Genomic DNA, 19,688 nt, shown 5'->3' with positions numbered 1-19,688 from the left:
CTCCGCCCGCCTACTCCGGCTCGCGCACGATGAGGCGTTCGAGGAGGGCCTGGAAGTCGTCGCCGACGACGATGCGGAGCTGGCCGTCGTCCTCGGCGTGCTCGCTGAGCTGGGTGAGGGTGCCGGCGCGCCACCAGAAGACGTACGGACTGATGGCGCCCGGCGTGTCCTCGTAGCCGGACGCGGCGAAGGAGGCCATCGCGCCGAGGGCGGGGACGATGGTGGTGTCGCGGATGGGGTGGAAGGCCAGCTGGTGGCGGAAGGGCATGGCGACCAGCGCGCCGTCCTCCGTGAGCGGGCGGCCGGTGACGCGGCGGACGACCGCGTCGAGGTCGAGGACCCGGCTCGCCGTGTAGAAGGAGTCGCCGAGGATGACCTCGAAGCGCATGCCGTCCGCGTCCTTGACGGTCTCGTGGCCCTCGACCGGCAGCCCGCGCAGGTTGTCGATGGCGCGCTCGCGCAGCCGGACGGGGTCGCCGAGGCGTTCCAGGGCCTCGTCGGTGAGGGTCATGACGCTCTCCGGCAGGTCGAGCGCGAGCACCTCGTACAGCCCGGGGGCGACCGTACGGGCGTAGCCGAAGGCCCCGGGGTCGATGCCCTCGCCGCTGACGACCCGCGGATAGAGCTGGGCGCGGATCTGCTCGGGCGGCAGGGTCTCCAGGGCGGAGGGCCCTTCGAGGGCGCGGACGACGAGCCGGACGTGGCGCTCGATGAGCCGCGGCCAGATGCGGGTGCCGCGCGGGTCCTGGTGGCAGACGGCGGCGAGGTTGCCGAGGCCGAAGCGGCGGCCGGAGTCGTCGGTGACGGAGTCGGCGTACACGGTCACTTCGAGGCCGAGTTCGGCGAAGACCGCTCGCACCTCCCTGCGAAAGAGCGCGGCCTCGCGCTCGGAGAAGTACGTGAACTCCGGGTCCCGCGGCGCGTCGTCGCCGTCCCGCCTGGGCCCCCGCCGGAACCACCCCACGCCGTCCCGCCTTTCGTCGCCTGTTCCCGCCGTCCGTGCACGGCGTTCACTTCCGCCGTACCCGCCAGATTAGCGAGCGGCCGTCTCCCGGTGGCCGAGACGGCCGAGCAACTCCGCAGCCGGACCGTCCGGTTCGCCGCCGTGCGGCAGGCCGCCGTGCAGAAGCTCGGTGCGGTGTACGAGGCGGGGCGCGGCAAGCGGCACGAGCACCGCACCGGGGCCGGAGGCGGCCGCGGACCGGGGCAGCAGGGCGAGCCCGTGCCCGGCGGCGGCGAGCGCGGCGACCGTACGGACGTCGGTGCCCTCGTACCGCAGCGACGGCCGGAAGCCGTGCCCGCCCGGCGCCCCTTGCGCGGCGCGCAGCCGGTCGAGCGGCAGCCCCGCGCCGGGGGCGTCGAGCCAGCGCGCGTCGACGAGGTCGCCGAGGTCGAGCCCGTCACGCCGCCCGGCGAGCGGATGGCCGGCGGGCAGGACGACGACCAGGGGTTCCTCGGCGACCACGAGCGCGGTGAGCGGGGCGGCGGCCAGCGTAAGGGTGCGGCGCGGCGGGGCCGCGTACCGGGCGAGGTCGGCGCGCGCCGCGTCGAGCCGCAACAGCAGCGAACCGGCGTGTTCGAGGAGCCGTTCGCCGGCCGGGGTGGGCGCGACCGGCCGCCGGCCGAGCAGCGCCAGGCCGAGGTCGGCCTCCAGGGCGGCGATGTGCTGGGAGACGGCGGACTGGGTGTAGCCGAGTTCCCGGGCCGCCGCCGAGAAGGAGCCGAGCCGGGCGACGGTCACGTACGTACGGAGGAGGTGCGGGTCCATCGGCGGTGCTGCCTGCCTGTCCTTGCCTCAGGACGGCCCGGCGGTCTTGAGCAGATCGCGGGCGTAGTACGCGAGGGAGCGGTTGTAGCGCGGCAGCAGCGGGGCCAGCGCGCCGAGCGCGAGCGAGGCGGCTTCGCGCTCGCGGCCGGTGTCGGCGAGCGCGAGGGCGAGGAAGCCGTCGACGGCGGCGGACAGCGCGGTCTCGTCGGCGTCGAGCCGGTCGGCGGGGATGGCGCGCTCCTCGGTGAGGAGTTCGACGCTGAGGTCGGGGCGGCCGAGGTTGCGCAGGCTGCTGGCGAGCTGGATGACGGCACGGCGGCGGCGCAGGCCGGTGAGCCCGCCGTCGAGGGCCCGCCGGTAGAACCGGACGGCCTGCTCGGGCTCGCCCGTCGAGTCGTGGGCGGCGCCCTGCTCGAACAGGGCGACCGGGTCGTCCTCGGGGAGCTCGGCGGCGAGTTCGGCGATCCGGGCGCGGAAACCGGCCGGGTCCTGGTCCTTCTCGTACGCGTCGAGTTCGGCCCAGCGGTCGGCGAGGCGCTGCTCCCAGTCGTCGTTGTTCATGGCGGCACCCTATCCGGCGGGCCGGGGGGAAGGCCCATAAGCATCCGTGATGGAGAGTGCAGGAATCATCGTTGGACGTGAACGGCGGGACCCGGCCAGCATGAACTCCATGAACTCCATGAACGCCGCATACGACGCCCCGTACGACGCCCCCGCCCGCACGCCCCGGATCGCCCTGGTCGGCGACCGCTCCCCGCACGTCAAGTCCCATGTCCGCATCCCGCTCCTCCTCGACGCGCTCGCCGAGCAGGACGGCCTCGTCCTCGACGCGTACTGGATCCGCAGCGGCGACGCGGCCGAGCCCGGCGCGGTGTCGGGTTTCGACGCGGTGTGGCTGCTGCCGGGCAGCCCGTACGAGAGCGAGGAGGGTGCGCTGGCCGCGATCCGCACGGCGCGCGAGGAGGGCGTTCCGTTCCTCGGAACCTGCGCGGGCTTCCAGCACGCGCTGATCGAGTACGCGCGGGACGTCTGCGGCCTGCCCCGCGCCGCGCACGCCGAGAACGACCCGGCGGCCGACACCGGCGACCTGCTGATCGCGCCGCTCGCCTGCTCGCTCGTCGGGCACGAGGGCGCGGTACGGGTGACGCCCGGCTCGCTCGCGGAGTCGGTGCTCGGCGCCGAGCGGTCCACCGAGCGCTACCACTGCAACTACGGTCCGGACAGCCGCCATCTGGACACCCTGGAGGCGCACGGGATGCGCTTCACGGGCGTGGACGACGACGGTCAGGTCCGGATCGCGGAACTCCCCGGCCACCCCTTCTTCCTGGCCACCCTCTTCCAGCCGGAGCTGGCCGGCGACGGCTCGCGCCCGCACCCGATCGTCCGAGCCCTGGCGCGGGCGGCCGTCAGCCGCGCGATGTCCCTGCAGACGGCGGGCTGAAGTCCACGTCGGCGGCGGCCAGGACGCGTACGGACCGGCCGGGGAAGTCCAGGTGGCGGAAGATCTCGTTGTGGTGGGCGACGGACGCGTCGGGCGCGGCGTACGGCCCCGAGCCCGGCTCCCGCACGGAGGTGGTGTGGCCGTCGGCGACGAGCACGAGGTCGTAGCGGCGGCTGAGGGCCTGGCGGGCGGTGGTGTCGACGCAGATCTCGGTGGCGAAGCCGGTGACGAGCAGTTCAGTGGTGCCGAGGGCGCGCAGGGCCGCGTCGAGGCCGGTGTCGAGGAAGCTGTCGGCGCTGGTCTTGGCGATCACCGTCTCGCCGTCCGCCGGGGCGAGTTCGGGGACGATCCGCCAGCCCTCCGTGCCGGGTTCGAGGTCGCCGCCGCGGTGCTGGACGGTGATCACGGGGACGCCGGCGGCCCGCGCCCGGGCCCGGAGGCCGGCGATGACGGCGACGGTCTCGTCCGCGCGGTGGGCGATGGCGGCGAGGGCGTTCTGCATGTCGATGACGAGGAGCGCCGGGGCGTGGGTCACCCGCCGAGGATAACCAGACGCTGGGGTACGGGAGTTCACTCCATCCGTACGACGAGATGGGCGCGGTCCCGGCCGCGCGCGACGAGCCGGGCGTTGGCCTCGTCGGACTCGGCGACCCAGCGTTCGGCGTGGGCCTGCTCCTTGCCGAAGCGCACGTGCCGGGCGACCAGCCGCGGCACCCGGCGCCGGTCGTCCAGGTCCAGGTACCAGGCCTCGTCGAGGAGCGGGCGTACGGCGGCCCACGGGCCCTCGTCATGCAGCAGGTAGTTGCCCTCGGTGATGACGAGGGGCACCTCGGGCGGTACGGCTATCGCTCCCGCGACCGGCTCCTCCAGACCCCGGTCGAAGGCGGGCGCGTACACGGTGACACCGGGTTCGGCCGCCCGGATCCTGGCGAGCAGCGCCACGTACCCGGCGGCATCGAACGTGTCGGGCGCCCCCTTCCGCCCGGCCCGCCCGAGCCGCTCCAGCTCGGCCTGCGCCAGATGGAACCCGTCCATGGGCACCAGCACGGCCAGCCCGTCGAGCCGGGCGATCAGCCGCCCGGCCAGCGTCGACTTCCCGACCCCGGGCGGCCCGACAATCCCAAGCACCCGCCGCCGCCCGTCCCGACCCCCGCCCTCGGCGAGCCGCCGCGCCCGCCCGGCGAGCCGTTCGAGTTCCCGCGCGTCCATGCGGGGCATTGTCCCATCGGGGGGCGGAGCCACTAGGGCCTGTCCTGGCGATCTTTTGACGTCAGTACGCTCTCCGGAAGACCTGGACCTGAGACCGCAGGTCGGTGAACAACGGGGAAGGCCGGTCATGCGGGTCACATACGACGCATCAGCGAATATGGCGTACATCTACCTTGTCGACAGCATCGCCCCAGGTGAGGCCGTCCGGCAGGTACCTGCCGAGGACGACACGGCGATTCTCGACTACGACTCACACGGACGACTTCTGGGCATCGAGCTGTTCAGCGCCAGACGCCGGCTGCACCCGGAGCTGCTGGCGGGCGCCGAGCGGATCGATCGAGAGCCGCGTCCGCCGAGCGCGTGATTCGTTGAGACAGCCATGGGGAGTCGGGGCGATCTGACCGATGTACCGGCCGCCGGGCCGGCCAGGTCACGGCCGACGGGCTGAGGCCGCCAGCCTGGCCGGGGTCGCCGGGTCTGGCGCGCCGGCGCGCCTCCGACCCGCGCCCGCCGCCCCCCGAGCGGGAGAATCCCTCCGTGACGCACTCCCCCGAAACCCCCGGGACCCCTGGGACCCCCACCCCGCCCGTCCCTCCCCGCTACCTCCTCGACAACGCGCAGCCCGAGGCCGGTGACCGCTTCGACGCGCTCGGGGCGCTCTTCGACTCGACGACCTTCCGGCACATCGCGGAACTGGGGATCGCGCCCGGGTGGCGGTGCTGGGAGGTCGGGGCGGGCGGGACCTCGGTGGTGAAGTGGCTGGCGGGGCGGGTAGGGGCGCGGGGGCGGGTCGTCGCGACCGACATCGACACGTCGTGGACGGCGGCCGCACCCATGCCCGCCCAGGTCGAGGTGCTGCGGCATGACGTGGGCCGGGACGCCCCGCCCGGCGGGGGCTTCGACCTGGTTCACGCGCGGCTCGTCCTGGTGCATGTGGCCGACCGGGACCGGGCGTTGCGTGCGATGGTCGGGGCGCTGCGGCCGGGCGGTTGGCTGCTCGTGGAGGACGCGGACCCGGCCGCCCAGCCGCTGATCTGCCTGGACGAGTATGGCCCCGAGCAGGCGCTCGCCAACAAGCTGCGGCGCGGATTCCGCACGCTGCTGGCGGAGCGCGGCGCCGACCTGGCGTACGGCAGGAAGCTCCCCCGGCTGCTGCGCGAGGCGGGCCTGACGGACGTGGCCGCCGACGCGTACTTCCCGGTCACCTCGCCCGTCTGCGACGCCCTGGAGGCGGCGACCGTACGCCAGGTGCGCGCCCGGCTCGTGGCGGCGGGCCTCGCGACCGACGAGGAGGTCGACCGGCATCTCGCGAGCGTCACCGCGGGCCGGCTCGACCTGACCACCTCGCCGCTGATCTCCGCCTGGGGCCGGAAGACCGCCTGACGCGCGGGCGCGTGCGCCCACAGAAGCGGCATCATACGTATAACCTGCCCCCATGGACGCCACGCTGCCCGCCCTCGCCCTCGTCACCCTCGTCGTCCGCGACTACGACGAGGCCGTCGACTTCTACACCCGCGCCCTCGGCTTCGAGCTCGCCGAGGACACCGACCGCGGCGACGGCACCCGCTGGGTCGTCGTACGGCCCCGGGGCGCGGGCGCGCACGGCACCGGGCTGCTGCTCGCCCGCGCCAAGGGCGAGGCGCAGGCCGCGGCGGTCGGCGCGCAGACGGGCGGCCGGGTCGGGTTCTTCCTGCACACCGACGACTTCGCCCGCGACCACGCGCGGATGACCGCCGCCGGGGTGCGCTTCCTGGAGGAGCCGCGCCACGAGCCGTACGGCTCGGTCGCCGTCTTCGAGGACCTGTACGGCAACCGCTGGGACCTCCTGCAGCCGGCCGGTGCAGGCTCCTGAAAGCCCCCACCGGGCCCGAAACCCGGTGGCTCCCACCGCGCCCGCCCCGATACGGTCACGGCTCCCCCTCCCGTATCGAACCGAGAGCGACACCATGACCAGCCGCCGCGCGACCACCACCCTCTGGCGCCCCACCGGCCCCGAAGAGCTGGATCTCGTGCGCGCCCTCGACTGGAAGGCGTGGCCGCCCCGGCTCCCGGAGCAGCCGATCTTCTACCCCGTCCTCAACGAGGACTACGCGATCCGGATCGCCCGCGACTGGAACGTGAAGCACAGCGGCGTCGGTCACGTGACCCGCTTCGAGGTCGACACCGCCTTCCTGGCCCGCTACCCGGTGCAGCAGGCCGGCGGGCGGACGATCCTGGAGCTGTGGGTGCCGGCGGAGGAGCTGGACGAGTTCAACGCGCACATCGTCGGCGCGATCGAGCTCGTCCACACCTTCCGCTGAGCTGAGGGAAACCCCTGCCTACGCCTTCCTCCTCGCCGCCAGGAAGTCCTCGAACGTCCCCTTCCCCACCGCCCGTTCCGGCGTCAGGTGCCCACCCGCGGCGAACGCCCGGTACGTCTTCCCCGGGAGCCGTACGGGCAGCAGCGCACGCCTCCGCCCACTCGCCGCCAGGTAGGCGCGGGCCAGGTCGGCGAAGGTGCGCACCTCGGGGCCGCCCATCTCCGGCACCAGTCCGGCGGGCGGGCCGGCGGCCAGTTCGGCGAGGCGGTCGGCGACCTCGGCCACCTCGATCGGCTGGTCGGAGATCCCGGAGAAGTACGGCATGACCGGCGACTTCGCGAGGGCGGCGAGCACCTGGTGGACCAGGTCGTGGAACTGGGTGGTGCGCAGGACCGTCCAGCCGAGTCCGGACTGCTCGACGATCCTCTCGACCGCGAACTTGGTGCGGTAGTAGGGGAACGGCACGCGGTCGACGCCGACGATCGAGATGTAGACCAGATGGCGGACGCCGGCCCGGCCGGCCGCCGCCACCAGGTTGCGGGCCGCGTCCTCGTCGCCGCCGCGCGGGCTGCTGGCGCAGTGCACGACGGTGTCGACGCCGTCCAGGGCCGCGTCAAGACCGGGCCCGCCCTCGCGCAGGTCGACGGCGAAGGGCCGGGAGTGCCGGCTGAGCACCCGCACCTGGTGTCCGGCCGTCCGCAGCCGCTCGGTGACGATCCGGCCCAGGGTGCCGGTACCGCCGGTGACCAGGATGGTGTGCGGCACGTTCCGCGAAACGTTCTGCGACACGTTCTCCGTGCTCATCGCGATGAACCTCTCTGTCTCTCTCTGCATCGTCCGACAGAAAGGGGACGGATCGCGACCGCAGAGATGTGACATCGGGCCCGCTCGGGCCCGCTCGGGCCGCTCCGCGGTTCGTGGAGGCCGTTCGTAGAGGACGCCTGCCGACCGCCCGCATCTTCGTGCTTTCCGCCCGTACGGACACGGGCCGCGCCTTGGAGAGACTGCCGAACGCGTCACAGTCCATCACCGAGCACGAACGAGCACGGGGAGGCGGCACGATGAGCGTGCGGCAGCAGTACGACGAGATCGGCGAGGCGTTCGAGGGGTTCAAGTCCCTGCCCCTGACACGGTACGGGGAGGTGCCGAGCTTCCTCGCCCTGGTCGGGGACGTCCGGGGGAAGTCGGTCCTCGATCTCGCCTCCGGCACCGGCTTCTATAGCCGGGAGTTGAAGCGGCGCGGGGCGGCGGAGGTGTTCGGCGTCGACATCTCGACCGAAATGGTCGCGGCATCACGGGCGTTCGAGGACGCCGAGCCGTTGGGCGTGCGCTACGCGGTGGGTGATGTCGCCGAACTCGGGGACCTGGAGCATAAGTTCGACATCGCACTGGGGGTCCAGCTACTCAACTACGCCCCGGACGTGGCCGCGATGGAGCGCATGTGCCGGAGCGTGCACCGCAACCTCACCCCGGGCGGGGAGTTCTTCGTCCTCGCCCAGTCGCCGGACTTCCGCTTCGACGGCCCGCCCCTCGCCAAGTACGGCTTCCTGTGCGAGCCGACCGGCGAGGAGATCGAGACCGGGCCGCGGGTGCGGATCACGGCGCTGCTCGACCCGCCGATCTCCTTCGTCGGTGCCGCCCCGCGCCGCGAGGTGTACGAGCAGTCGCTGCGGGCGGCGGGCTTCGGTGGCCTGGAGTGGGTGCCGTTGGAGGTGTCGGAGGCCGGCCGCCGCGCGTACGACGCGGAGTTCTGGGCCGACCTGACCGGCAACCCGCCGCTGGAGATGCTGCGCTGCCGGGCCGAGGAGCGCTAGAAGCGCCCGGCGGCCACGACCACCAGCAGCACCAGATAGACCAGGTCGACGCCCACCAGGGAGTACTCGCGGCGCCGCAACCGCAGCGCCGCGGCCCCGACCATGATCAGCCCGAGTCCTACGGCCGCGAACGGCACAAGCCCCGGCGCGATGTCGAGCGCGGCCGGCAGGACGAGGCCCAGGGCGCCGAGCATCTCCAGGGCGCCGATGCCCTTGACGCCCGCCGCCGGGAAGTCCTCCACCCAGGCCCCGCTGTGGCCGAGGGCGGCTATCTTCTCCTTCGGCGTGATCAGCTTGAAGCCGCCGCCGAGGAAGTAGGCGGTGGCGAGCAGTCCGGTCACGATCCACAGCGCGATGTTCATGGGGTTCACTCTCTTCCGGTGAGTCGGTGGATTCGGTGTCGCCCTCTTGGACAGAGGACGTCCCCGCGCTGTGACACGGAGGGGGAAATAAGTTGGCGGAGATGACGGACCGGACCCCGGACCGGAACCCGGCGGGGGCCGCGGCGGCGAGCTACCGGCCGCTGCTCTTCTCGATCGCGTACGGCATGACGGGCTCCGTCGGCGACGCCGAGGACCTGGTGCAGGACGCGTTCCTCGGCATGACCAAGGCCCAGCGGGCGGGCACGGTGATCGACGCGCCCAAGGCGTATCTGACAACGGCGGTCACCCGCCTCGGCATCAACCATCTCGGCTCGGCCCGGGTGCGCCGCGAGACCTACGTCGGGGACTGGCTCCCCGAACCCCTCGTCACCCATGACGACGGCCCCGCCGGCAGCCCCGCCGAGCACGCCGAGCTCACCGACGCGCTCTCCATGGCCCTCCTCGTCCTCCTCGAAGCGCTCTCGCCCATGGAGCGGGCGGTGTTCGTGCTCCGCGAGGTCTTCGGCCACGACTACCCGGACATCGCCCGGAGTACCGGCAAGACCGAGGCGAACTGCCGCCAGATCTTCGCCCGCGCCCGCCGCCGCATCCCCGCCGACGCCACCGCCCGACTCCCCCGCGAGCGCCGCGCCGAGGGCGCCGAACTCGCCCGCCGCTTCTTCACGGCCGCCGACGGCGGCGACCTCGACGCCCTGCTCGGCATGCTCGCGCCGGACGTCGTCTTCCACGGCGACGGCGGCGGCAAGGCCCAGGCCATCAGCCGTACGGTCCACGACCCGCACCAGACCGCCGCGCTCCTCGTCGCGGGCTTCCGCCGCCTCCGCACCCTCGGCGCGACCCTCCGCCCGGCGCAGGTCAACGGCGCCCCGGGGATCGTCCTGTACGACGCCGAGGGCCGCGTCCTCAGCGTCGTCGAACTCCACCTCCAGGACGGCACGGTCGGCGCGATCCACTCCCTCACCAACCCCGACAAGCTCACCCACCTGGGCCCGGTCTCCGACCAGGGCCTGCTCCCCCGGTTCCGCTGAGCCGACCCCACGCCCGTCATGGCCGGGGAGTCAGTGGGTCGTTCTACGCTTCCCGTCATGAACGTGGACGATCTTGACTGGCAGGCGAGCAACTACGGCGGCATCGCCCCGGGAAGCGTGCGCCTCCTGTTGGAGCACGGTCACCTGGGCCTGATAATCCAGACGGCGGCGGAACGCGGCGAGTGGTTCTGCGCGGAGGGCGCGGCAGAGGAGTTGTGCCGGGCGGGGGAGTTCGGACGGGCGCTTGAGGTGGTGGAGCCGTTCGTCGCGAGCGGGTGGCGGGCGGCTCTGTGGGCGAAGGCCGACGTCGTGCTCCAGGCAGGCCGGACGCAGGAAGCGCTGGATCTGGTACGTCCGGATGAAGCCGGTGGGACAGCCAAGGTCCATCGATTCGCCAGGCTGCTTACCAGGGCAGGCCGCATCGACCAAGCCATCGCGCTACTCGTCCCGCACCTCGACGGAGGGTGGGCCCGGTTCCTTTTGGTGGAGATCACCGAAGGCCAGGGCCGCGACGAACAGGTCCTTGAGCTGATCGCCCCGCACGCCGAGAGCGCGCGGCAGGCTCGGGGAGAGGGCCGATGGAACAGCGACCTCTCCAACGCGCAGGAGCTCCAGGCCCAGGTGATGGAGCGCGCCGGTCGTGCCGACGAGGCGATCCGGACCCTCGGCGAGGACATAGCCGAGCGCCGGTTCCTCACCCAGAACACCCTCATCGCCTACGCCGAGCTGCTGGCGCGCCATGGTCGGCTCGACGAGCTGCGCGAGCTGGCCGTCCAGAACGCGCACGAGCTCCTGGACGTCTATGCCGACGCCCTTCGCACCGGCGGCCGGGCCAAGGAGGCCGAGACCGTGATGTGCGAAGCCATCGCCGCCGACGACTGGGTCGGGTACCGAGCCTGGCTCTCCTCGGCCTTGCTGCAGGACGGGCGGCTCGACGACGCGGTCGCGGTCGCCGAACCCGGCTTCAGCTGGTACGACTGCTCCAACCTCCTGGCGCCACTCGTCCACCAGCTTCACGACCGCCCCGAGGAACTGCTCCGGCTCCTGGAGCACCCCCTTACCGTGCCCCACCACGGCCACGAGGAGTTCCAGCACAACTGGCGAGCTTGGGCCCTCGCCGAGCTCGGCCGCATCGACGAGGCGATCGCCGTGGCCGAAGCCGACCCGGCCCCTTGGAAGGACCCCCGTATCGTCAAGGCCGGCCTCCTCGCCACCGCCGGCCACCTCGACGCCGCCGCCACCGAACTGCGCGCCCTCGGCACGATCGAGGCACGGCAGGAACTGTTCGACGTCCTGGTCCGGCAGGGCCGAGCGGCCGAGGCGGTGGCCGTCCATCCCACCGTGGCCGAGCAACGGGCTGCCAAGCCGAAGCCCGTCCCGCTGGACGAAAACGGGTACTCCTCGGAACCTCCCTTCTAGTCCGCGACGGCGGTGCCCTCCAGTTCGACCAAGAGGCCGGGGACCGCGAGGCGCGTGACGCCGAGCATGGTGCTGGGCGGTGCGACGCCGGCGGCGGCCAGGCGGGCCGCGAGCAGGCCGTAGTGGGGGAAGAGGGCGTCGACGTCGGTCGTGTAGACGTTGAGGCGGACGAGGTTCGCGAGGGTCATGTCGGCGGCGGTGAGGACGGACTCCAGGTTGTCGAGGCTCAGGGCCAACTGGGCTGCCATGTCGGCCTCGTGCTCGGGCTTGCCGTCGGGGTTCGTCGCTGTCTGGCCCGAGATGTACAGGGTGCGGGTGGGGCCGGAGACGAGTTCGGCCTGGTTGAAGCCCAGTTCCACCGACCAGGGCACCGGGTTGATCGCCGTGCGTTCGACTGTCACGTCAGCTCCGTTCCGTTCGATTCGGATGTCGTGGGGACGAGGCTCGCAAGGAATCACGACACCCTTCGTCAGGTATTCCGTTACGGTTCCGGGATGCGCGCCGACCGGTTGGTCTCCCTGGTACTCCTGCTGCGGCAGCGCGGGCGGATGACCGCCGACGCGCTCGCCCGGGAGCTGGAGGTGTCGACCCGAACCGTGCTCCGGGACATCGAGGCGCTGTCCGCGGCCGGCGTCCCCGTGTACGCCGAGCGCGGCCGGCACGGTGGCTTCGGGCTGCTTCCCGGCTTCCGGACCGAGCTCACCGGCCTGAACCATGACGAGGCGTTGGCCCTGCTGACCGCCGGATCGGGGCGCGGGGAGCAGGCGTTCGGGCTCGGGGCGGCGCTCGCGTCAGCGATGAGGAAGGTGGTGGACGCGCTGCCGGAGGGCCCTCGGGGGACCGCGAGCGATGCGGTGCAGCGCATCCTGATCGAGCCGGAGACCGATCTGCTCTCCCGCCGGACTACGACGGACGACGAGGACATCCCCGGCCCCGCGATGGCCGAGGTCCGGCGCGCGGTGCTCGCCGGACGCAAGCTGCGCATCCTGTACGCGGCCACGGACCAGGACCCGCGGTGGCGCACGGTGGACCCGATCGGGCTCGTCACCGTACGGGACAAGGCGTATCTGCTGGCCACGCGGTCCGGCAAGGACCGCACGTACCGCCTGTCGCGGGTGCGGGCCGCCGAGGAGCTTCCCGAAGCGGCGGAGCGGCCGGGCGAGATCGATCTGGACCGGATCTGGCGGGAGCGCTCGGCGCGCTTCCTCGCCGACGGCGACCACGTCACCGTACGGATGCGGCTCGCCCCGGCGCGCCGGGAGGAGCTGCTCAACACCGCGCTCGCCGTACGGATGGAGGAGCCCGGCACCGACGACTGGCTGCGGCTCGAAGTGACCTTCCAGGACGCCCGGCACGCCGAGTGGGCGCTGTGGCAGCTCGGTACGGACGCGAAAGCGATAAGCCCGGAGTCGCTGCGGGCCGCGCTGCGGGACCGGGCCGGCGCGCTGGCCGCGCACTACGATGCCGTGCATGGCCTGCCGCATCAGTGAACTGATCCTTGACTGTGCCGATCCCGAGCGGCTCGCCGCGTTCTGGAGCGAGGTGCTCGGGTACGTGGAGATCGAACGGGAGGAGGACGGCAGCATCGCGATCGGGCCGCCCGATGCCGGGTTCGGCGGCCCGCAGCCGACGTTGATCCTCAGCCCGAGCGACACCCCGAAGGCGGGGAAGCTGCCGCTGCATCTCGACGTGAACCCCACCGACCGCGACCAGGACGCCGAGTTGGAGCGCCTGCTGGCGCTCGGTGCCCGGCACGCGGATGTCGGGCAGACAGGTGAGGAGAGCTGGTACGTGCTCGCGGACCCGGAGGGCAACGAATTCTGTCTCCTGAGGACCCGGCTCAAGCCGGTCTCATAGATCAAGCTCGGCGCGGACCGTCTTGCCGATGGGCAGGCGGTCCAGGATGTCCCAGCGGGTGGCGAGCGCGTCGACGAGGAGCAGGCCGCGGCCCGAGTCGGAGAGCGGCAGCGGGGCGACGAGGCCGGGCCGGCGTTCGGTGCGGGTGTCGGAGACGTCGACGACCAGACGTCGTTCCGGCGTGTACGAGAGCGTGAGCTCGAAGTCCCGGCCGGGCACCCGCCCGTGGGTGACCGCGTTCGCGGCGAGCTCGGCGACGATCTGGGCGACGGTGTCGGAGAGTGGCGTTCCGTAGGCGTGCCCCCAGCGGTCGAGCTGGTGGAGAGCGAGCCGGCGGGCGAGGCGGGCGCCGCGCGGGGTCGAGCTGAAGCGCTGGGTGAACACACGTACGGTAACCGGCACTTCGCGGGTCTGAGGGGGAGTCATGAGGCCAATGTGGCGACTTCCAGGCCGCTCCCCCAGGTCAGAAACTCGTACGCTCCGCAAGCGTACGACCTCGGAGGGTAGACAGTACTCATCACGGCCCGTGACGATGTGCGCACCAAGCATGAAGGAGGTGCGTGATGACAGACAGCGACGCGGAACCGGAGACCTCGGACAGCCTGAAGGCCTTCGGAGAGGTGATCAAGGCATTCCGCAAGCGGGCGGGGCTCACCCAGGAACAGTACGCCCCGCAGGTGGGGTACTCGGTGGAGACGGTCTCGTCCGTCGAACAGGGACGGCGGTTCCCGTCGCCGAAGTTCGTGGACCGGTCGGAGGAGTTCTTCGACGCCTTCGGGGCGATCAAGGGTCCGGCGAAGCACCTGTCGCGGGAGCCCCTGGCCAACTGGTTCCGGCGGTGGGCGGCGCTTGAGGCGAAGGCGCTCTGCCTCTACACGTACGAGAACCGATTCGTACCCGGACTGCTCCAGATCGAGGAGTACCAACGCGTCCTCTTCGAGGAGCAGTTGCCGCCGTTGGGCGACGAGGAGATCGAGGAGAACCTCGTCGCCCGCGTGAAGCGGCAGAAGCTGCTCACCGAGCGGCCCAACACCGCGTACAGCTTCATCATCGAGGAGAACGTGCTGCGGAGGGAGACCGGCGGACCTGCAGTCCACCGCGCGCAGATCGAGCACATCCTGCGGATGTCCGAGCGGCGCAACATCGAGATCCAGGTGATGGAGCAGAGGCGGGGCAACCACGCGGGGCTCGCCGGAGCTATGCGGTTACTTGAGACCCCCGAGAACCGCTGGTACGGGTACGTCGAGGGCCAGGAGAGCGGGGTGCTCATCTCCGACGCCAAAGTCGTCGGCATCCTCCAGATGCGGTATGCCAGGATGCGGTCACAGGCTCTTACGCTGGAAGACTCCCAGAGCCTGTTGCGGCAGATGCGAGGAGCGACATGAGCACCACTGACCTGTCCTGGTCTAAGAGCAGTTACAGCAGCAGCGGCGACGGCGACTGCGTGGAAGTCGCCCTCGCCTGGCACAAGTCGACCTACAGCAGCGGATCGGGCGACGACTGCGTCGAGGTCGCCACCTGCCCCACCACCGTCCACGTCCGTGACTCCAAGCGGCCCGAGGACGCCCAGCTCGCGCTCGCGCCCGGCGCCTGGAGCGCGTTCGTCGGCGGCTGCGAGCAGCTGTAGTGGCGTACCTGGACCAGCTGTTCTCCCTCTCCGGGCGCAAGGCCCTCGTCACCGGCGGCAGTTCGGGCATCGGGCGGGCCATCGCGCGCGCCCTTGCCCGGGCCGGGGCGTCCGTGGTGGTCGTGGCGCGGCGTGAGGCGGAGCTGAAGGAGACGGTGGACGAGCTCACCGGGCTCGGCGGCACGGCGACGTGGGTGAGCGGGGATCTCGGGAGCCGCGAGGGCGTACGGGCGGCGGCCGAGGCCGCCGTGGAGGCGCTCGGCGGCGAGCCGGACATCGTCGTGAACTCCGCCGGGATCAATCTGCGGCCACCGCTGTCCGACCTCACCGACGAGGTGTGGGACCGGACGATGGCGGTGAACCTGGAGGCGCCGTTCCTGCTCGGGCAGCGCTTCGGGCCCGGCATGGCCGAGCGGGGCTTCGGGCGGATCATCCATGTGACGTCCCAGCAGGCGCACCGGGCGTTTGTTCAGTCCGGGGCGTACGGGGTGTCGAAGGGCGCCCTGGAGTCGCTGGCGCGTTCGCAGGCCGAGGCCTGGTCGCCGTACGGCGTCACCGTGAACACCCTCGTACCCGGGTTCGTGATGACCCCGCTGAACGAGCGCCTGTCCGCCGACCCGGACCGGGTCGCGGATCTCGCGGCCCGCACCCTGGTCGGGCGCAACGGTCTGCCGGAGGACTTCGAGGGCGCCGCCGTCTTTCTGGCGAGCCCTGCCTCCGCGTACGTCACGGGGCAGGCGGTGTTCGTGGACGGCGGGTTCTCCGTCCACTGAGTCCGCAGCGCGGCGCCCCGAGGAGGGCCGGTGGCGTTACTGCCCCGGCTCTCCCTGGCCCTGCCCGCCCGAGAACCACTGCTCGCCGGCGGGGTCGGCGGGGTCGGCGACGGGGGCGGCCTCGACCGGCATCTCGACCGGCATCTCCTGGGGCGGCACGGTCGCACCCGCAGGAACGGGGGCCGTCAGGCGCGCCGTCAGGTCGGCGTTCTCGGCCTCCAGGTTCGCTATGCGCTTGCGCGCGAAGTAGAGCTCGACGACTGCGTCCTGGAACTCGGCGACCAGCTGGTCCGGGGTGAGCTGCACCATCGGTGGGTTTCCTCTCCTGTGTCCTATGCGGGGGCGATACGAGTGGGGGTTCCGGCGGGGCCGCGCCACCACAGCTCGCCGTTCTGGGCGTAGAGGGTGCCGCCGCCGTGAGAGGAGACGGTGCCGGTGGGCGGGGTGGTGACGTTGCCGATCTCGACGGTGCCGTCGACGAGCAGGCCCGGCTTCTCCGTCCGCTGGACGATGTGGACCTGGGCGCGCGGGGTGGCGCCGCGGTCGATGCCGATGCCGATGAGGCCGGTGCCCTTGACGGTCAGGTCTTCCAGGCCCGCGTTGTTGCGCAGGACGATCAGGGCTCCGGTGGTGGGGCCGTTGGTCGCGGTGACATAGATGCCCTGCGAGGCGGTGCCCTGGGTCTGGAGGTCGATGGACAGGGCGGAGGCGCCGCTGTCGGAGCCGTCGGCGTAGCCGACGTGCGCGATCTTCAGGGTGCCGCGGCTGTTGCGCTCCTTGCCGCTGAGGTACATGGCCGAGCTGTCGGCGTTGTAGGAGCTGACGTTGAGCGCGGAGCCGCCGCCGGAGGTGGCGGCCAGGAAGACGGTGGCCGCGTTGTCGACGGTGTTCGTCGACTTCACGTACAGGCCCTCGCCGTCCGTCGTGGCGTAGAAGCGGGGTGCGGTCACCTGGCCCTGGGCGACGACCGGGCCGGGGAAGTTCGTGGTCTCCCCCACCGCCTCGGCGGCCCCCGCCTCCCCCGCGGTCGCTCCGACGGCCACGGTCACGGCTCCGGCCGTGAATCCGCCCATGAACAGTCTGCGTGTGACAGTCATGCCCCCTCCTTCGATCGATTCGGGTGATCGATTCGGGCGCCATTCTGTCAGGGCGACGCGACCGGGCCCCGGGCGGAGGAACCGCCCGGGGCCCGTCGGCTACCGAGAGCCGGTCATGCTCAGCGCAGGTCGAACCGGTCCAGGTCCATGACCTTGGCCCAGGCCGCGACGAAGTCCGTCACGAACTTGTCCTTGGCGTCGTCCGAGGCGTACACCTCGGCGACGGCGCGGAGTTCGGCGTTGGCGCCGAAGACCAGGTCGGCGCGGGTGCCGGTCCACTTGACGTTGCCGTCGGCGTCGCGGGCCTCGAAGGTGGACTGGTCGTCGCTGGTGGACTTCCACTCGGTGTCCAGGTCGAGCAGGTTGACGAAGAAGTCGTTCGTCAGCTTGCCGGGGGTCTCGGTGAGGACACCGAGGGAGGTCTGCGGCTGGGTGACCCCGAGCGCGCGCAGACCGCCGACCAGGACGGTCATCTCCGGGGCGGAGAGGGTGAGCAGGTTCGCCTTGTCGACGAGCAGGTACTCGGCGGGGAGGCGCTGGCCCTTGCCCAGGTAGTTGCGGAAGCCGTCCGCGGCGGGCTCCAGGTTGGCGAAGGAGTGGACGTCCGTCTGCTCCTGCGAGGCGTCGACGCGGCCCGGGGAGAACGGCACCTCCACCGTCACGCCGGCGTCCTCGGCGGCCTTCTCGACGCCCGCGGTGCCCGCGAGGACGACGAGGTCGGCGAGGGAGACCTGCGTGCCGCCCTTGGCGTTGAAGGACTCCTGGACGCCTTCGAGGACGCGCAGGACCTGGGCGAGCTCGTCGGGGTTGTTGGCCTCCCAGTTGCGCTGCGGCTCCAGACGGATACGGCCGCCGTTGGCGCCACCGCGCTTGTCGCTGCCGCGGAAGGAGGAGGCGGCGGCCCAGGCGGCGGAGACCAGCTGGGTCACCGTGAGCTCCGAGCCGAGGATCTGCTCCTTGAGGGCGGCGATGTCCGCGGCGCCGAGGGTCTCACCGGTGGCCTGCGGCAGCGGGTCCTGCCACAGCAGCTCCTCGCTCGGGACCTCGGGGCCGAGGTAGCGGACGACCGGGCCCATGTCGCGGTGGGTGAGCTTGTACCAGGCGCGGGCGAAGGCGTCCGCGAACTGGTCGGGGTTCTCGTAGAAGCGGCGCGAGATCGGCCCGTAGATCGGGTCGAGCTTCAGCGAGAGGTCGGTGGTGAGCATCGTCGGGCGGTGCTTCTTCTCCGGGTCGAAGGCGTCCGGGATGGTCTCCGGGGCACCCTTGGCCACCCACTGCTTGGCGCCGGCCGGGCTCTCGGTGAGCTCGTACTCGTAACCGAACAGGTTCCAGAAGAAGTTGTTCGACCAGCGGGTGGGCGTGCTGGTCCAGGTGACCTCAAGACCCGAGGTGATCGCGTCCTTGCCGACACCCGTGTTGAACGAGCTCTTCCAGCCGAGGCCCATCTGCTCCATCGGCGCGGCCTCCGGGTCGGCGCCCACGTGGTCGGCCGGGCCGGCGCCGTGGGTCTTGCCGAAGGTGTGGCCGCCGGCGATGAGGGCGACGGTCTCCTCGTCGTTCATCGCCATCCGGGCGAAGGTCTCGCGGATGTCGCGGGCCGCGGCGATCGGGTCCGGGTTGCCGTTGGGGCCCTCGGGGTTGACGTAGATGAGGCCCATCTGGACGGCGGCGAGCGGGTTCTCCAGGTCGCGGTCGCCGGTGTAGCGGGCGTCGCCCAGCCACTCGGTCTCCGGGCCCCAGTAGACGTCCTCGTCCGGCTCCCAGGCGTCGACGCGGCCGCCGCCGAAGCCGAAGGTCTCGAAGCCCATGGTCTCCAGGGCCACGTTTCCGGTGAGGACCATCAGGTCGGCCCAGGAGATCGACTTGCCGTACTTCTTCTTCACCGGCCACAGCAGACGGCGGGCCTTGTCCAGGCTCGCGTTGTCGGGCCAGCTGCTCAGCGGGGCGAAGCGCTGCTGGCCGGTGCCGGCGCCGCCGCGGCCGTCGCTGACGCGGTAGGTGCCGGCGGCGTGCCAGGCCATGCGGATCATCAGCGGGCCGTAGTTGCCGAAGTCGGCCGGCCACCAGTCCTGCGAGGTGGTGAGGACCTCGGCGATGTCCCGCTTGACGGCCGGGAGGTCGAGGGCCTCGAAGGCCTCGGCGTAGTCGAACTCCTCGCCGAGGGGGTTCGCCACCGCCGGGTTCTTGGCGAGGATCTTCAGGTTCAGCCGGTCCGGCCACCACTGCCGGTTTCCGCCGCCCTGGGTGGGGTGCGGGGCGCGGCCGTGCGCGACCGGGCAGCCGCCGGCGCCTTCCGACGCCGCCGGGTCCTCGCTGACAAGGGGTTCGTGCTTCTGCTCAGACATCGGTCTTTCCTTCCGAACCATTCCGGCTGTTCCGGCTGTACACCCTCTTGGCTACTACTGGAGTCGATCCTATGCTGGACGCAGTCCAAGTCAATACGACAGCCGGACTCCTACGGATGACGCGCGCCGCCATCACTCGCGCAGCAAGGCTGGTGACCATGAGCAACCTGCTGGAACGGCTTCGCCGACGCGGCTGGCGGATGACCGCCCAGCGGCGCGTGGTCGCCGAGGTCCTCGACGGCGAGCACATCCACCTCACCGCGGACGAGGTGCTCGCGCGCGCCACCGCGAGACTGCCCGAGATCTCGCGTGCGACCGTGTACAACACGCTGGGCGAGCTGGTCTCGCTCGGCGAGGTGATCGAGGTGTCCGGCGTCGGCCGCGCCAAGCGTTACGACCCGAACGCGCACCGGGACCACCAGCACCTGGTCTGCGCGGGCTGCGGCACGGTGCGCGACGTGCACCCGGAGGGCGACCTCCTGGAGGGGCTGCCGGCGGCGGAGCGCTTCGGCTTCACGGTGACGGGGGTGGAGATCACGTACCGCGGGCTCTGCCCGGTGTGCGGGGCGGAGGAGGCCGTGGAGTCGGCCACGGAATAGCGCCCCGAAAGCAGCTGAGCCGACCGGC

At 72.0% G+C, this 19,688-nt stretch carries 26 protein-coding genes; 14 read left to right on the top strand and 12 right to left on the bottom strand.

Features of this window, described 5'->3' with window-relative positions:
- Positions 1–10: 10 nt before the first annotated feature.
- The 3 genes from JAO84_RS29220 to JAO84_RS29210 form a co-directional block, all read right to left on the bottom strand.
- Positions 11–964, bottom strand: coding sequence for a hypothetical protein (locus JAO84_RS29220; RefSeq protein ID WP_265867969.1), 954 nt, complete (start codon positions 962–964; stop codon positions 11–13).
- Positions 965–1,033: 69 nt separating this feature from the next.
- Positions 1,034–1,768 (bottom strand): LysR family transcriptional regulator, encoded by a 735-nt coding sequence (locus JAO84_RS29215; protein WP_370415503.1) that lies wholly within the window; start codon positions 1,766–1,768, stop codon positions 1,034–1,036.
- A gap of 27 nt (positions 1,769–1,795) precedes the next feature.
- The gene (locus JAO84_RS29210) at positions 1,796–2,329 is read right to left on the bottom strand and encodes a tetratricopeptide repeat protein (RefSeq protein ID WP_370415502.1); all 534 of its coding nucleotides are present in this window, start codon (positions 2,327–2,329) and stop codon (positions 1,796–1,798) included.
- 109 nt (positions 2,330–2,438) lie between these two features.
- Between JAO84_RS29210 and JAO84_RS29205 the strand changes: the two genes are divergently transcribed.
- The gene (locus JAO84_RS29205; protein ID WP_370415501.1) at positions 2,439–3,209 is read left to right on the top strand and encodes a hypothetical protein; all 771 of its coding nucleotides are present in this window, start codon (positions 2,439–2,441) and stop codon (positions 3,207–3,209) included.
- On the opposite strand, the gene JAO84_RS29200 is transcribed toward JAO84_RS29205, so the two are convergent.
- Positions 3,175–3,744: a cysteine hydrolase family protein gene (locus tag JAO84_RS29200; protein ID WP_370415500.1), complete on the bottom strand. Its 570-nt coding sequence runs from the start codon at positions 3,742–3,744 to the stop codon at positions 3,175–3,177. The genes JAO84_RS29205 and JAO84_RS29200 overlap by 35 nt on opposite strands.
- Positions 3,745–3,779: 35 nt before the next feature.
- Positions 3,780–4,427 (bottom strand): nucleoside/nucleotide kinase family protein, encoded by a 648-nt coding sequence (locus tag JAO84_RS29195; protein WP_370415499.1) that lies wholly within the window; start codon positions 4,425–4,427, stop codon positions 3,780–3,782.
- A 118-nt stretch (positions 4,428–4,545) separates the two neighbouring features.
- Here JAO84_RS29195 and JAO84_RS29190 point away from each other — a divergent pair, with 118 nt between their 5' ends.
- From JAO84_RS29190 to JAO84_RS29175, 4 genes are all read left to right on the top strand, one after another.
- Positions 4,546–4,782 (top strand): DUF2283 domain-containing protein, encoded by a 237-nt coding sequence (locus tag JAO84_RS29190; protein WP_370415498.1) that lies wholly within the window; start codon positions 4,546–4,548, stop codon positions 4,780–4,782.
- 173 nt (positions 4,783–4,955) lie between these two features.
- Positions 4,956–5,801, top strand: a complete 846-nt coding sequence (locus tag JAO84_RS29185) for a methyltransferase domain-containing protein (RefSeq protein ID WP_370415497.1) — start codon at positions 4,956–4,958, stop codon at positions 5,799–5,801.
- Positions 5,802–5,865: 64 nt separating this feature from the next.
- Complete coding sequence (locus JAO84_RS29180; protein ID WP_370416889.1) at positions 5,866–6,270, top strand: VOC family protein; 405 nt, start codon at positions 5,866–5,868, stop codon at positions 6,268–6,270.
- Positions 6,271–6,364: 94 nt separating this feature from the next.
- Positions 6,365–6,718 carry a hypothetical protein gene (locus JAO84_RS29175; protein ID WP_265867974.1) on the top strand — a complete coding sequence of 118 codons (354 nt, stop codon included), beginning with the start codon at positions 6,365–6,367 and terminating at the stop codon, positions 6,716–6,718.
- A gap of 18 nt (positions 6,719–6,736) precedes the next feature.
- On the opposite strand, the gene JAO84_RS29170 is transcribed toward JAO84_RS29175, so the two are convergent.
- Positions 6,737–7,522, bottom strand: coding sequence for an SDR family oxidoreductase (locus JAO84_RS29170; protein ID WP_370415496.1), 786 nt, complete (start codon positions 7,520–7,522; stop codon positions 6,737–6,739).
- A gap of 257 nt (positions 7,523–7,779) precedes the next feature.
- On the opposite strand from JAO84_RS29170, the gene JAO84_RS29165 reads away from it, so the two are divergent.
- Positions 7,780–8,532, top strand: a complete 753-nt coding sequence (locus tag JAO84_RS29165; protein ID WP_370415495.1) for a class I SAM-dependent methyltransferase — start codon at positions 7,780–7,782, stop codon at positions 8,530–8,532.
- Here the strand turns inward: JAO84_RS29165 and JAO84_RS29160 are convergent.
- On the bottom strand, positions 8,529–8,894 hold the full coding sequence (locus JAO84_RS29160) for a DoxX family protein (protein ID WP_370415494.1): 366 nt from the start codon (positions 8,892–8,894) through the stop codon (positions 8,529–8,531). The genes JAO84_RS29165 and JAO84_RS29160 overlap by 4 nt on opposite strands.
- 101 nt (positions 8,895–8,995) lie before the next feature.
- On the opposite strand from JAO84_RS29160, the gene sigJ reads away from it, so the two are divergent.
- Together sigJ and JAO84_RS29150 are read left to right on the top strand one after the other, a co-directional pair.
- On the top strand, positions 8,996–9,943 hold the full coding sequence (gene sigJ / locus JAO84_RS29155) for an RNA polymerase sigma factor SigJ (protein WP_370415493.1): 948 nt from the start codon (positions 8,996–8,998) through the stop codon (positions 9,941–9,943).
- A 57-nt stretch (positions 9,944–10,000) separates the two neighbouring features.
- Positions 10,001–11,362, top strand: coding sequence for a hypothetical protein (locus tag JAO84_RS29150; RefSeq protein ID WP_370415492.1), 1,362 nt, complete (start codon positions 10,001–10,003; stop codon positions 11,360–11,362).
- Here the strand turns inward: JAO84_RS29150 and JAO84_RS29145 are convergent.
- On the bottom strand, positions 11,359–11,763 hold the full coding sequence (locus JAO84_RS29145) for a RidA family protein (protein WP_370415491.1): 405 nt from the start codon (positions 11,761–11,763) through the stop codon (positions 11,359–11,361). The genes JAO84_RS29150 and JAO84_RS29145 overlap by 4 nt on opposite strands.
- 93 nt (positions 11,764–11,856) lie before the next feature.
- Here JAO84_RS29145 and JAO84_RS29140 point away from each other — a divergent pair, with 93 nt between their 5' ends.
- A complete protein-coding gene (locus tag JAO84_RS29140; protein WP_370415490.1) occupies positions 11,857–12,852 on the top strand; it encodes a helix-turn-helix transcriptional regulator in 996 nt (331 codons plus the stop codon).
- Complete coding sequence (locus JAO84_RS29135; RefSeq protein ID WP_370415489.1) at positions 12,833–13,219, top strand: VOC family protein; 387 nt, start codon at positions 12,833–12,835, stop codon at positions 13,217–13,219. Before JAO84_RS29140 ends, JAO84_RS29135 begins: the two co-directional genes overlap by 20 nt.
- On the opposite strand, the gene JAO84_RS29130 is transcribed toward JAO84_RS29135, so the two are convergent.
- A complete protein-coding gene (locus tag JAO84_RS29130) occupies positions 13,214–13,645 on the bottom strand; it encodes an ATP-binding protein (RefSeq protein WP_370415488.1) in 432 nt (143 codons plus the stop codon). The two genes, JAO84_RS29135 and JAO84_RS29130, sit on opposite strands and share 6 nt — an antisense overlap.
- Before the next feature lie 137 nt (positions 13,646–13,782).
- On the opposite strand from JAO84_RS29130, the gene JAO84_RS29125 reads away from it, so the two are divergent.
- Genes JAO84_RS29125 through JAO84_RS29115 form a run of 3 tightly spaced genes read left to right on the top strand, consistent with a single transcriptional unit; the run spans position 13,783 to position 15,619 of the window.
- A complete protein-coding gene (locus JAO84_RS29125) occupies positions 13,783–14,604 on the top strand; it encodes a Scr1 family TA system antitoxin-like transcriptional regulator (RefSeq protein WP_370415487.1) in 822 nt (273 codons plus the stop codon).
- A complete protein-coding gene (locus JAO84_RS29120) occupies positions 14,601–14,846 on the top strand; it encodes a DUF397 domain-containing protein (RefSeq protein WP_370415486.1) in 246 nt (81 codons plus the stop codon). The genes JAO84_RS29125 and JAO84_RS29120 overlap by 4 nt, the downstream gene beginning before the upstream one ends.
- Positions 14,846–15,619 carry an SDR family NAD(P)-dependent oxidoreductase gene (locus JAO84_RS29115; RefSeq protein WP_370415485.1) on the top strand — a complete coding sequence of 258 codons (774 nt, stop codon included), beginning with the start codon at positions 14,846–14,848 and terminating at the stop codon, positions 15,617–15,619. The genes JAO84_RS29120 and JAO84_RS29115 overlap by 1 nt, the downstream gene beginning before the upstream one ends.
- A 36-nt stretch (positions 15,620–15,655) precedes the next feature.
- Here the strand turns inward: JAO84_RS29115 and JAO84_RS29110 are convergent, their stop codons facing one another.
- The 3 genes from JAO84_RS29110 to katG all read right to left on the bottom strand — a co-directional run bounded on the left by JAO84_RS29110 (position 15,656) and on the right by katG (position 19,061).
- Positions 15,656–15,928, bottom strand: coding sequence for a hypothetical protein (locus tag JAO84_RS29110; protein WP_370415484.1), 273 nt, complete (start codon positions 15,926–15,928; stop codon positions 15,656–15,658).
- A 23-nt stretch (positions 15,929–15,951) separates the two neighbouring features.
- Positions 15,952–16,716: a hyaluronoglucosaminidase gene (locus tag JAO84_RS29105; RefSeq protein ID WP_370415483.1), complete on the bottom strand. Its 765-nt coding sequence runs from the start codon at positions 16,714–16,716 to the stop codon at positions 15,952–15,954.
- A 119-nt stretch (positions 16,717–16,835) separates the two neighbouring features.
- Positions 16,836–19,061, bottom strand: coding sequence for a catalase/peroxidase HPI (gene katG, locus JAO84_RS29100; RefSeq protein WP_370415482.1), 2,226 nt, complete (start codon positions 19,059–19,061; stop codon positions 16,836–16,838).
- A 158-nt stretch (positions 19,062–19,219) separates the two neighbouring features.
- Between katG and JAO84_RS29095 the strand changes: the two genes are divergently transcribed.
- Positions 19,220–19,660, top strand: coding sequence for a Fur family transcriptional regulator (locus tag JAO84_RS29095; protein ID WP_370415481.1), 441 nt, complete (start codon positions 19,220–19,222; stop codon positions 19,658–19,660).
- Positions 19,661–19,688 lie beyond the last annotated feature (28 nt).

The organism is Streptomyces fradiae, assembly GCF_041270065.1.
GTDB lineage: Bacteria > Actinomycetota > Actinomycetes > Streptomycetales > Streptomycetaceae > Streptomyces.
Note: the sequence above shows the minus strand (reverse complement) of the source record. Positions and strands in the feature narration are given on the sequence as shown.

What these genes read in the sequence shown, in the direction of transcription:
- JAO84_RS29215 (WP_370415503.1), bottom strand. Translation starts at nt 1,768, where the DNA reads ATGGACCCGCACCTCCTCCGTACGTACGTGACCGTCGCCCGGCTCGGC.
- JAO84_RS29175 (WP_265867974.1), top strand. Translation starts at nt 6,365, where the DNA reads ATGACCAGCCGCCGCGCGACCACCACCCTCTGGCGCCCCACCGGCCCC.
- JAO84_RS29130 (WP_370415488.1), bottom strand. Translation starts at nt 13,645, where the DNA reads ATGACTCCCCCTCAGACCCGCGAAGTGCCGGTTACCGTACGTGTGTTC.
- JAO84_RS29140 (WP_370415490.1), top strand. Translation starts at nt 11,857, where the DNA reads ATGCGCGCCGACCGGTTGGTCTCCCTGGTACTCCTGCTGCGGCAGCGC.
- JAO84_RS29110 (WP_370415484.1), bottom strand. Translation starts at nt 15,928, where the DNA reads ATGGTGCAGCTCACCCCGGACCAGCTGGTCGCCGAGTTCCAGGACGCA.
- JAO84_RS29120 (WP_370415486.1), top strand. Translation starts at nt 14,601, where the DNA reads ATGAGCACCACTGACCTGTCCTGGTCTAAGAGCAGTTACAGCAGCAGC.
- JAO84_RS29195 (WP_370415499.1), bottom strand. Translation starts at nt 4,427, where the DNA reads ATGCCCCGCATGGACGCGCGGGAACTCGAACGGCTCGCCGGGCGGGCG.
- JAO84_RS29205 (WP_370415501.1), top strand. Translation starts at nt 2,439, where the DNA reads ATGAACTCCATGAACGCCGCATACGACGCCCCGTACGACGCCCCCGCC.
- JAO84_RS29105 (WP_370415483.1), bottom strand. Translation starts at nt 16,716, where the DNA reads ATGACTGTCACACGCAGACTGTTCATGGGCGGATTCACGGCCGGAGCC.
- JAO84_RS29170 (WP_370415496.1), bottom strand. Translation starts at nt 7,522, where the DNA reads ATGAGCACGGAGAACGTGTCGCAGAACGTTTCGCGGAACGTGCCGCAC.
- JAO84_RS29190 (WP_370415498.1), top strand. Translation starts at nt 4,546, where the DNA reads ATGCGGGTCACATACGACGCATCAGCGAATATGGCGTACATCTACCTT.
- sigJ (WP_370415493.1), top strand. Translation starts at nt 8,996, where the DNA reads ATGACGGACCGGACCCCGGACCGGAACCCGGCGGGGGCCGCGGCGGCG.
- katG (WP_370415482.1), bottom strand. Translation starts at nt 19,061, where the DNA reads ATGTCTGAGCAGAAGCACGAACCCCTTGTCAGCGAGGACCCGGCGGCG.
- JAO84_RS29165 (WP_370415495.1), top strand. Translation starts at nt 7,780, where the DNA reads ATGAGCGTGCGGCAGCAGTACGACGAGATCGGCGAGGCGTTCGAGGGG.
- JAO84_RS29160 (WP_370415494.1), bottom strand. Translation starts at nt 8,894, where the DNA reads ATGAACATCGCGCTGTGGATCGTGACCGGACTGCTCGCCACCGCCTAC.
- JAO84_RS29095 (WP_370415481.1), top strand. Translation starts at nt 19,220, where the DNA reads ATGAGCAACCTGCTGGAACGGCTTCGCCGACGCGGCTGGCGGATGACC.
- JAO84_RS29135 (WP_370415489.1), top strand. Translation starts at nt 12,833, where the DNA reads ATGGCCTGCCGCATCAGTGAACTGATCCTTGACTGTGCCGATCCCGAG.
- JAO84_RS29150 (WP_370415492.1), top strand. Translation starts at nt 10,001, where the DNA reads ATGAACGTGGACGATCTTGACTGGCAGGCGAGCAACTACGGCGGCATC.
- JAO84_RS29210 (WP_370415502.1), bottom strand. Translation starts at nt 2,329, where the DNA reads ATGAACAACGACGACTGGGAGCAGCGCCTCGCCGACCGCTGGGCCGAA.
- JAO84_RS29125 (WP_370415487.1), top strand. Translation starts at nt 13,783, where the DNA reads ATGACAGACAGCGACGCGGAACCGGAGACCTCGGACAGCCTGAAGGCC.